At 52.2% G+C, this 8904-nt stretch carries 10 protein-coding genes; 7 read left to right on the top strand and 3 right to left on the bottom strand.

The window, feature by feature from the left end:
- Positions 1-64: 64 nt before the first annotated feature.
- Positions 65-346: a hypothetical protein gene (locus ACVWZ0_RS01370; RefSeq protein ID WP_253456568.1), complete on the bottom strand. Its 282-nt coding sequence runs from the start codon at positions 344-346 to the stop codon at positions 65-67.
- Positions 347-815: 469 nt separating this feature from the next.
- Here ACVWZ0_RS01370 and ACVWZ0_RS01365 point away from each other — a divergent pair, with 469 nt between their 5' ends.
- The 7 genes from ACVWZ0_RS01365 to ACVWZ0_RS01335 all read left to right on the top strand — a co-directional run bounded on the left by ACVWZ0_RS01365 (position 816) and on the right by ACVWZ0_RS01335 (position 8147).
- The gene (locus tag ACVWZ0_RS01365; RefSeq protein ID WP_253456571.1) at positions 816-1079 is read left to right on the top strand and encodes a hypothetical protein; all 264 of its coding nucleotides are present in this window, start codon (positions 816-818) and stop codon (positions 1077-1079) included.
- 93 nt (positions 1080-1172) lie between these two features.
- The gene (locus tag ACVWZ0_RS01360) at positions 1173-2171 is read left to right on the top strand and encodes a LacI family DNA-binding transcriptional regulator (RefSeq protein ID WP_253456573.1); all 999 of its coding nucleotides are present in this window, start codon (positions 1173-1175) and stop codon (positions 2169-2171) included.
- 248 nt (positions 2172-2419) lie between these two features.
- Complete coding sequence (locus ACVWZ0_RS01355; protein WP_253456574.1) at positions 2420-3499, top strand: alcohol dehydrogenase catalytic domain-containing protein; 1080 nt, start codon at positions 2420-2422, stop codon at positions 3497-3499.
- 84 nt (positions 3500-3583) lie between these two features.
- Positions 3584-4726: a beta-galactosidase BglB gene (bglB, locus tag ACVWZ0_RS01350; RefSeq protein WP_253456576.1), complete on the top strand. Its 1143-nt coding sequence runs from the start codon at positions 3584-3586 to the stop codon at positions 4724-4726.
- A gap of 170 nt (positions 4727-4896) precedes the next feature.
- Complete coding sequence (locus ACVWZ0_RS01345) at positions 4897-6099, top strand: multidrug effflux MFS transporter (RefSeq protein WP_253456578.1); 1203 nt, start codon at positions 4897-4899, stop codon at positions 6097-6099.
- A gap of 159 nt (positions 6100-6258) precedes the next feature.
- Positions 6259-7110 carry an aldo/keto reductase gene (locus ACVWZ0_RS01340; protein WP_253456580.1) on the top strand — a complete coding sequence of 284 codons (852 nt, stop codon included), beginning with the start codon at positions 6259-6261 and terminating at the stop codon, positions 7108-7110.
- Positions 7111-7157: 47 nt separating this feature from the next.
- Complete coding sequence (locus tag ACVWZ0_RS01335; RefSeq protein WP_253456583.1) at positions 7158-8147, top strand: aldo/keto reductase; 990 nt, start codon at positions 7158-7160, stop codon at positions 8145-8147.
- Positions 8148-8249: 102 nt separating this feature from the next.
- Here ACVWZ0_RS01335 and ACVWZ0_RS01330 read toward each other — a convergent pair whose 3' ends face one another.
- Both ACVWZ0_RS01330 and ACVWZ0_RS01325 read right to left on the bottom strand, forming a co-directional pair.
- Positions 8250-8537: a type II toxin-antitoxin system RelE family toxin gene (locus ACVWZ0_RS01330; protein ID WP_253456585.1), complete on the bottom strand. Its 288-nt coding sequence runs from the start codon at positions 8535-8537 to the stop codon at positions 8250-8252.
- Between the two features lie 5 nt (positions 8538-8542).
- The gene (locus ACVWZ0_RS01325) at positions 8543-8785 is read right to left on the bottom strand and encodes a type II toxin-antitoxin system Phd/YefM family antitoxin (protein ID WP_253456587.1); all 243 of its coding nucleotides are present in this window, start codon (positions 8783-8785) and stop codon (positions 8543-8545) included.
- Between the last annotated feature and the right edge of the window lie 119 nt (positions 8786-8904).

Genomic DNA, 8904 nt, shown 5'->3' with positions numbered 1-8904 from the left:
AATTAAAGCAGAGTCAATAATATTCTGTCGTATTTACTCATTTTTTTATTATCACGACCGTGCATTAAACAGCGTCGGCTGCGCTTGTTTTTTTCTGGAAATAATAAGGCCTGATCATATCGCCTTTAAGGTAAACCCCTTTTCCGCCCGTCATCTGGCAAAAGGTAATAAAATCATGAGGTACATGCAGCGAAAGCAGACGAAACTGCAACAGCTGCATCACCTGCCACAGCCGTTGATTAGAAGATTGCAGTCCATGACGATCCCAAACGTGATAGAGAATATCTTTGAACAGTACGGCATTGTCGTTGGCGTTCTGTAACAGGAAAAGAAGCAGACGCAGCATGGTCTCCCGCAGCCGATATTCTTTGATAGCGCTGTGGTTTCTCTTATCGAAATTGGAAATTCTACGATGGCTCAGATCAAACTGGACGTATTGTCCAATGTAATAGCCTGCAATAATTCTCCCCAACGGTGCCTCCGATATAAGACGCTTACGGAAATCTTATTGCATTAATATTACATGTTTAAATTAATAATTTAAGCACTTTGTTAAGAATGGTAAAGATAAACAGATACATCTATACAATAAAATAAAAGCAGCATAAAATCCTAATCAGTTTATTCACAAGCTGTTAATAATAACATCCGTATAACAACATCCCAGAATTCTCCCTGTCGTGACGTCGTTTTTTACTTAACGGATTATTTTAACTTCCCGGATAATTCAGGATTTAATGCTAATGATAGCGGGCCAAAACGAGCCAGTTATTTTTTTATACTATAAAAATAAAGAGTTATATTTAAATCGGGTTTTGTCCTGGCAACCTGCTTTTCTGACGCTGACGCCTTCCCGCCGCAAGGGTTTGGCCGTAACGACCTGGTTAAAAGTGGTTAAAGGAAAATTTGGAAAACGGCCAGGTGGGAGCCGACACCCTGATGACCTGGTCGGGCCGGAAAAGCAGAGCGTGGATGCCATGCATTATCCCGGCGTGATCTACAGCCCCCTGCCTGTAGGGCTGACTGGCCCGAAAAAGCGTATTACCCAACTGACCGGCAATCGCGCGCTTTATAAATAGGGCGTTCCTCAGGCCAGACGGCGAAAACGATCGCAGCGAATGCCGGTAATGCTATACTGCCGCTCCCTTTGTCGCTGGGTTATCGTCATTTCCATGAAAACGTCTGGCAATAAATCGCCCACTATCACCGATATCGCCCGACTTGCGGGCGTTAGCAGTATCACGGTCTCGCGAACGTTCACCGCGCCGGAAAAAGTCAAAGCTAACACGCGTGAAAAAATATTACGGATTGCTGCTGAGGTCGATTACGTTCCCAATGTTTTTGCACAAAACATTAAAACGGCGCAAAGCCCGATTATCGGCGTCGTTACGGACGATACTTTTAACCAGAGCTACGCCCACGTTATCCAGGCACTGTGCCAAAATGCCGAAGCCAAAGGCTATTCCGTGATGATTTTCACCACGGGCGGCAACCGGGATTCCGAGGTCAAAGCGGTGAATACCCTGGTCGGTTATAAAGCCGCTGGCGTGGTGCTGTCGGTGATCAGCGATGCGCCCGATTATGACGTCAGCCATTTAAGGATCCTGCATAATTCGCCGACCAGACTGATCCAGTTCGATCGTCAGTTTGATACCCATCTTCCTGCTGTCTGCGTTAACGATCGGCGCGCGGGAGAATTGATCGCTTCTGTGATCCGCGATAAAGCCTACCGTAAAATTTTGATCGTTGGCGGCCAGGAGAATTCACGGATTACGCGTGGACGGATCGACAGCATTTGCGACAATATTCCGGCAGAAACAGAAGCAACCTGCCTCTATGCTGATTACCGCTACGATCGCGCACGCGACATTATTGCCAATCACTTTGCCAGCGGCGCGATAGATTATGAGGCAATTATCGGCATTAACGGTGCGATCTCTTTAGCTGCTCGCAATGTCGCCACACGCTGGTCGCTGCATCATGTTGATTATCTTTCCGTTGATGAGATGCCCCACGCGGAAGATTTCGGCCTCTTTTATCCCTGCGTGGTGCACGATTATAAACAGTGGGCAACTATCGTGGCGGACAATCTGATTGCGGCGATTGAACAACGGCCCTGGCAACAGCGTACGATCGTTAACGGTATCCTGAAAAACTATCAGCCTGGTTAAAACGCTTTGCCTGGCACATAGTTTATACGCCTTAAAAAGATGGTAATGACAACATTTAACTACCCGTACTTGCTTCTCTTTCTGCTCCTCTCATTGCAAAATCAGTAGCGAATAAAATCTATCTTATTGATTTAAAAATAATATATAAATAACTTTGCCTAATCGATCACAGAAAAACCTACAACTATTATAAATGTTCACGAAAACATTTTACCGTAGAGCTTCTTCTACTGTACGGGAAATGCGCTATGGCTCTCACAATCAAACAACTCGTCAATTTTGGCCCTCAGGATTATCGCCTTGTCTCCGCGCCGCTCCCTGAACCGGGTGAAAATGAACTGCTGGTCAAAGTTGGCGCCTGTGGTATCTGCGCCTCTGATTTTCACTGCTATCACGGCGCGCCCATGTTCTGGGGAAACGAGACTTTTCCTCGCTATGTCAAAACGCCGGTAGTGGCCGGGCATGAATTCTATGGCGTGGTTCATGCGGCAGGCCGCAATGCGCTGAAGCATTTTGCCGTTGAGCTGGGCGACCGCGTTATCGCTGAGCAGATTGTCCCTTGTGACCAGTGCCGCTTCTGCCGCAACGGTCAGTACTGGATGTGCGAAAAGCACGATATTTACGGCTTCCAGAAGCAGGATGCCGACGGCGGCATGGCGGATTACATGCTGTTTAAGCCCACCAGCCGGGTACATAAAATTCCTGAAGAGCTGTCGCAAGAGGAGTGCGCGCTGATTGAGCCTTTTTCCTGCTCCGTTCATGCGGTAAACCGCGCCGATATTCAGTTCAATGACGTCGTGGTGCTGGCGGGCGCCGGCACGCTGGGGCTGGGCATGGTGCAGGCGATTAAGCTTAAAACGCCGAAAAAACTGATTGTTATCGACACCCTCCCGTTCCGTCTTGAGCTGGCGAAAAAACTGGGCGCGGACGTGGTGCTCAATCCGCTGAACGAAGATGTTATCGCAAAAGTTAAAGCGATGACGGAAGGCTACGGCTGCGACGTATATATCGAAGCCACGGGTAATCCGGCCGCCGTCAATCAGGGATTGCAGATGATCCGCAAGCTGGGGCGCTTCGTTGAGTTCAGCGTGTTCAGCAAGGAAACCACGGTGGACTGGTCCATTATCGGCGACCGTAAAGAGCTGGATATCCGTGGCGCACACCTCAGCCCCGGCACTTATCAGACGGTTATCGATCTGTTTCGGCGCAAGCTGATAACGGCGGAAGGCATTGTGACCCATCGCTTTTCGCTGGACAACTGGCAGCAGGCCTTCAGCACCTTCGGCACGCCGGAAGCGGTAAAAATATTGCTGGTGCCAGAGGGCTGATCGCGCTTAACCGGCGTGACGGCGCTGACCGCTCTTTGCTTTCGCCGTTATCGCCTGTCTGAACATCAGGTGAAGGATAACCTTATGACTATTTACCCGGTAAAACAGAGCCGGCTATTGCGCCAGCCAGAGCATTTTATTACCCGTGCTGAAGTACATGCACTGATCAAAAAAGTGGCGCAGAATCTTATCAATATTGAAGATACGTCCGGCGAGTTTGCGCTTCATCTTGATGACGGTCGCATTATCGATGCCAAAGGCTGGAAAGCGGGCTGGGAATGGACGCACGGCATCGGACTCTACGGCATTTATCACTATTATCAGCTGACGGCCGATCCGCAGATGCTCGCCATTATTGACAACTGGTTCAGCTTCAGGCTGGCGCAGGGCCTGCCGACTAAAAACGTCAACACGGTTTGTCCGCTGCTGACGCTGGCGTATCGCTATGAGGAAACCGGTAATCCCGTCTGGCGACCGCTGCTGGAGCGCTGGGCGGAATGGGTCATGTATGAGATGCCGCGTACGACCGGGGGCGGTCTTCAGCATATCGTGATCCATAAAGAGAACGCGCAGCAGCTGTGGGACGATACGCTGATGATGACCGTCATGCCGCTGGCGAAAATCGGTAAAATTCTGCACCGACCGGAATTTATCGAAGAGGCGAAGTTTCAGTTTCTGCTGCATATTCAGTATCTGATGGACAGAGAAACCGGCCTGGCTTTTCACGGCTGGACTTTCGACGGTAACCACAATTTCTCGCGCGCGCGCTGGGCGCGAGGAAACAGCTGGATTACGGCGGCCATCCCCGATTTTATCGAGCTGCTGGCGCTCCCGGAGCAGGATGCGACCCGACGTTATCTGTTGCAGATCCTCAGCCAACAGGTCGAAGCGCTTGCCCGCCTGCAGCACAAAAGCGGGCTGTGGCATACCCTTCTGGATGACGAAAGTGCCTATCCTGAAAGCTCCGCTACTGCGGGTTTTGCTTACGGCATTCTGAAAGCTGTACGTAAGCGTTATATTGACGCCCGCTACGGCAAGGTAGCGGAGCTTGCCTTACGCGGCGTTATCAACCATATCAGTGAAGAGGGCGAGCTGCTTCAGGCTTCTTTCGGCACCGAAATGGGCGCCAGCCTGGATTATTATCGGCAGATCCCGCTGACGCCGATGCCCTATGGTCAGGCGATGGCGATACTTTGCCTGTCGGAGTATCTGTATCTTTATTTATAATCCCGTGGCCGTTAACTCTCTGTGGGACGGGCCATTAAACCAATAGCCCGTCACTTTTTTATTACAGGTAACCATTTATGAACCATGCTCATAGTCTCGTTTCCAGATAAGCCATTATCAGCCCGGATGATTACGGTAAAATAAACGACCTTTCCTTCAGATAATCATTTATGACTCCTTCTCAGGCTGGCGCGCTGACGGCGACTCGCAAAACCTCCGGCTTTCTTTTTGTCGCTATTCTTAGCGCATTAATGGCCTTTACCTCGTTATCCACCGATATCTATCTGCCCGCCATGCCCATAATGGCAAAAGAATTACAGGGCAATGTGGAATTAACCATTACCGGTTTTTTGATTGGCTTTTGCCTGGCCCAGCTGATTTGGGGGCCGTTGAGCGACCATTTTGGCCGTCGGCTACCGCTGTTTATCGGCATGGCGCTGTTTATTATCGGCTCGGCGGGCTGCGCGCTTTCCACGACCCTGACGCAGATTGTTTTCTGGCGCGTATTTCAGGCTTTGGGTGCCTGTACCGGCCCGATGCTGGCGCGCGCGATGATCCGCGATCTGTACAGCCGTACCCGCGCAGCACAGATGCTCTCTACGCTGATGGTTATTATGGCGATTGCGCCGATTATCGGCCCGCTGCTGGGCGGACAAATGATTAAGGTCGCCTCCTGGCATGCTATTTTCTGGCTGCTGGCCGTGATTGGCGTGCTAATGCTGATACTGTTAGCCTGGCTGCCGGAAACGCTGCCCGCAGAGAAACGCGTCAGGGCGTCTTTAACCAGCGCCTTTCATAACTATGCTCTGCTGCTGAAAAACAGCCAGTTTATGCGCTATACGCTCTGCGTAACCTTCTATTACGTGGCCGCCTACGCGTTTATTACCGGCTCGCCTTTTGTCTACATTACTTATTTCGGCATCGACCCGCAGTATTACGGCTGGCTGTTTGCGCTGAATATTGTTAGCGTGATGAGCGTCAGCCTGGTTAACCGGCGCCTGGTGCATCGCTATCCGCTTGAAACCCTGCTGAAATTCGCCGTGGTCGTTGCGGCCGTCGCCACCCTGGTGCTGGCGCTGGCTGCAAAACTGGCTATCGGCGGTGCCGTACTGATTGCGCTGCCGATTTTTATTTTTTTCGCCATGAACGGCATTGTCGCCGCCACGTCGACGGCCGCCGCGCTGGATAGCGTGCCGCATATGGCCGGTTCCGCCTCGGCATTGGTTGGTTCGCTACAGTACGGCAGCGGCATCGTCTCTTCCCTGTTGCTGGCAGGGTTCAGTGACGGCACGCCCTGGACCATGGCCTGGATTATCGCGCTCTTTACGGTCGCCAGCGCGATGATAGCGCTGACCACGCGGCCGGGGAATTAGCCGGTCAGCTGCCGACAGGATAGGTCAGCACTCGCTACAAGCCTGCCGCCGCTGGCTTCAGTTATGAGCATGGCTAATAAGCTCTTGCGCATTATCCCCTCTAATCGAATAAATCTTTCTGCCGTATGCTTTTTGGACTCGTAAACAAAAGGCAACGTCATGCAAACAGTCACGCTAAACAACGGAATTGCCATGCCCCTGCTGGGCTTTGGCGTTTTTCAGATGACGGATGCGGCAGAATGCGAACGCGCGGTTATCGATGCTCTGGCAACCGGCTACCGCTTAATAGACACCGCCGCGTCTTATCAGAATGAAACCCAGGTCGGTAACGCGCTGAAGCAGAGCGGCATTGCGCGCGACGAGCTGTTTATCACCACTAAATTATGGTTACAGGACGCCAGCTACGAGGGGGCAAAAGCGCAGTTCGAGCGCTCGCTGAACCGCCTACAGCTGGACTATGTCGATCTCTACCTGATCCACCAGCCCTATGGCGACGTACACGGCGCGTGGCGCGCGATGGAAGAGCTGCATCAGTCTGGCAAAATCCGCGCGATTGGCGTCAGTAATTTCCAGCCGGATCGGCTGGCCGATCTGATGGCTTTCAACACTGTGCCGCCTGCCGTGAATCAGGTGGAGGTGAATCCGTTTAACCAACAGCTGCACGCGGCACCGTGGATGCAGAGCCGTGGCATCCAGCCGGAAGCCTGGGCGCCTTTTGCCGAAGGCAGGAACGGCCTGTTCCAGCATCCGGTTCTGAGCGCTATCGGTGAAAAACAGGGCAAAAGCGTGGGCCAGGTGGTTTTACGCTGGCTTTTCCAACGCGGCATCGTGTCGCTGGCGAAATCCGTCCGTAAAGAACGGATGGCAGAAAACATCAATATTCTCGACTTTACGCTGATCGACGCGGAAATGATGCAAATCGCCGCGCTGGATACGGCCACCAGCGCCTTCTTCTCGCATCGCGATCCGGCCATGGTGGAGTGGCTCACTAAACGCAAACTCGACGTCTGATGCCGTTCGCTAATCAGGCTCTCTGTTCAATCGCAAGGGGTTCAACAATGCAAAAACGTATTCTTGGTCAATCCGGGCTGGAAGTGTCGGCGCTGGGACTGGGCTGTATGGGGTTAAGCTTCGGTTATGGCCCGGCAACCGGGACGAAACAGGCCGTGGAATTAATCCGCGCCGCCGTCGAGCGCGGCGTGACTTTTTTTGATACGGCCGAAGTCTACGGGCCTTATTTAAATGAAGAAGTGGTGGGAGAAGCGCTGAAGCCTTTCCGCGATCGCGTGGTCATTGCCACTAAGTTCGGTTTTACCTTTGGTGAAGACAATAAGCAGCAGATCTTAAACAGCCGCCCGGAGCATATTCGCGAGGCAGTTGAAGGATCGCTGCGCCGCCTGAAAACCGACGTGATCGATCTGCTTTATCAGCACCGCGTCGATCCTGAGGTGCCGATTGAAGATGTGGCGGGAACGGTGAAGGATCTGATTGCCGAAGGCAAAGTAAAACACTTTGGCCTGTCTGAAGCGGGCGCAAAAACCGTTCGTCGTGCACATGCGATCCAGCCGGTAGCCGCGCTGCAAAGTGAATATTCGATGTGGTGGCGCGAGCCGGAGCAGGAAATTCTACCGGTGCTGGAAGAGCTGGGCATCGGCTTTGTGCCCTTCAGCCCGTTAGGCAAGGGGTTTCTTACGGGCGCGATCAAAGCGGGCACCGCTTTCGGCGAAGATGACTTCCGCAGCAAGGTGCCGCGTTTTGCCGCCGAGGCGCTGGAAGCCAATGAAAAACTGGTTACTTTACTGGCGCAGCTGGCCGCAGAGAAAAATGCCACTTCCGCGCAAATTGCGCTGGCCTGGCTCCTGGCGCAAAAACCGTGGATAGCACCGATTCCCGGCACCACTAAGCTACATCGTCTGGAGGAAAACCTGGCCTCGGTCGCGATCCAGCTCGATCAAAGCGATCTGCATAAAATCAATCAGGCGCTGGAGACGATAAAAATCGTCGGCGAACGTTATCCGGCTGCGCTACAGGCGCGCGTCGGGCGCTAACGGTCAAGGCTTGCGGGGCACCGTAAGCCTTTTCTTTTCGGGGATTTTCCTGCCCTGCGGGCTTCCCGCCGTTAAGGAGCAGGCTAAGCCATTCTCCGTTGATTAACGCAATCTTTCGCTCGCCAGTTTATAGGCCTGGCTGCGTTCTCGTTTACCTACTGCTACCACGGCAATAATGAGTACATTATCCAGCACCTGGTAAACAAGGCGAAAACCGGAGGCCCTGAGTTTAATTTTATAGCAGTCTGGCATTCCGGATAATTTTGCTGAAGGTATGTGTGGGTTTTCGCGCAGCTTTTTGAGCTTGTTTTTAAATTGCTCACGCACGCTGCTGTCCAGCCCATTCCATTCCTTCAGCGCCTCTTCCCTGATTTTTACCGTATAGCTCATGGCGGTCAGTCCAAATCCAGATCGAGTAAAGGCTGGCTTTCCCTTGCCTTAACCAGGGCGGCCAGTTCCCGATCGTCAATAATTTCAAGCATCTGTTCGTAAAGCTGCGCCGGAATACAATAGAACGCCGGCTGATTACGGTTAAGAATGGCTACCGGAAGGCCGGCACCGGCTTCTACCGTAGCCATAGGGTTCTTTTTCAGTTCGCTGACGCTTGCGCTTGTATCACTGAGAATAATGCTAGCCATATTACCTTCCTGAAAGACCTGTTAAGCAGTCTTATTGTAGAGCGGCTCAAGACCTGTTAACAAGTCTTTTTATCATCATGTTGCGCTGGCAGGAGGCAGTCTCAGGCAAACTTTTTTCG

Source organism: Erwinia sp. TECH1, assembly GCF_054057575.1.
This window is presented reverse-complemented; position numbering and strand designations above follow the sequence as displayed.

Excerpts from the sequence above, each read along its gene's own strand:
- ACVWZ0_RS01370 (WP_253456568.1), bottom strand. The coding sequence starts at position 346 with ATGCTGCGTCTGCTTCTTTTCCTGTTACAGAACGCCAACGACAATGCC.
- ACVWZ0_RS01360 (WP_253456573.1), top strand. The coding sequence starts at position 1,173 with ATGAAAACGTCTGGCAATAAATCGCCCACTATCACCGATATCGCCCGA.
- ACVWZ0_RS01355 (WP_253456574.1), top strand. The coding sequence starts at position 2,420 with ATGGCTCTCACAATCAAACAACTCGTCAATTTTGGCCCTCAGGATTAT.
- bglB (WP_253456576.1), top strand. The coding sequence starts at position 3,584 with ATGACTATTTACCCGGTAAAACAGAGCCGGCTATTGCGCCAGCCAGAG.
- ACVWZ0_RS01345 (WP_253456578.1), top strand. The coding sequence starts at position 4,897 with ATGACTCCTTCTCAGGCTGGCGCGCTGACGGCGACTCGCAAAACCTCC.
- ACVWZ0_RS01340 (WP_253456580.1), top strand. The coding sequence starts at position 6,259 with ATGCAAACAGTCACGCTAAACAACGGAATTGCCATGCCCCTGCTGGGC.
- ACVWZ0_RS01335 (WP_253456583.1), top strand. The coding sequence starts at position 7,158 with ATGCAAAAACGTATTCTTGGTCAATCCGGGCTGGAAGTGTCGGCGCTG.
- ACVWZ0_RS01330 (WP_253456585.1), bottom strand. The coding sequence starts at position 8,537 with ATGAGCTATACGGTAAAAATCAGGGAAGAGGCGCTGAAGGAATGGAAT.
- ACVWZ0_RS01325 (WP_253456587.1), bottom strand. The coding sequence starts at position 8,785 with ATGGCTAGCATTATTCTCAGTGATACAAGCGCAAGCGTCAGCGAACTG.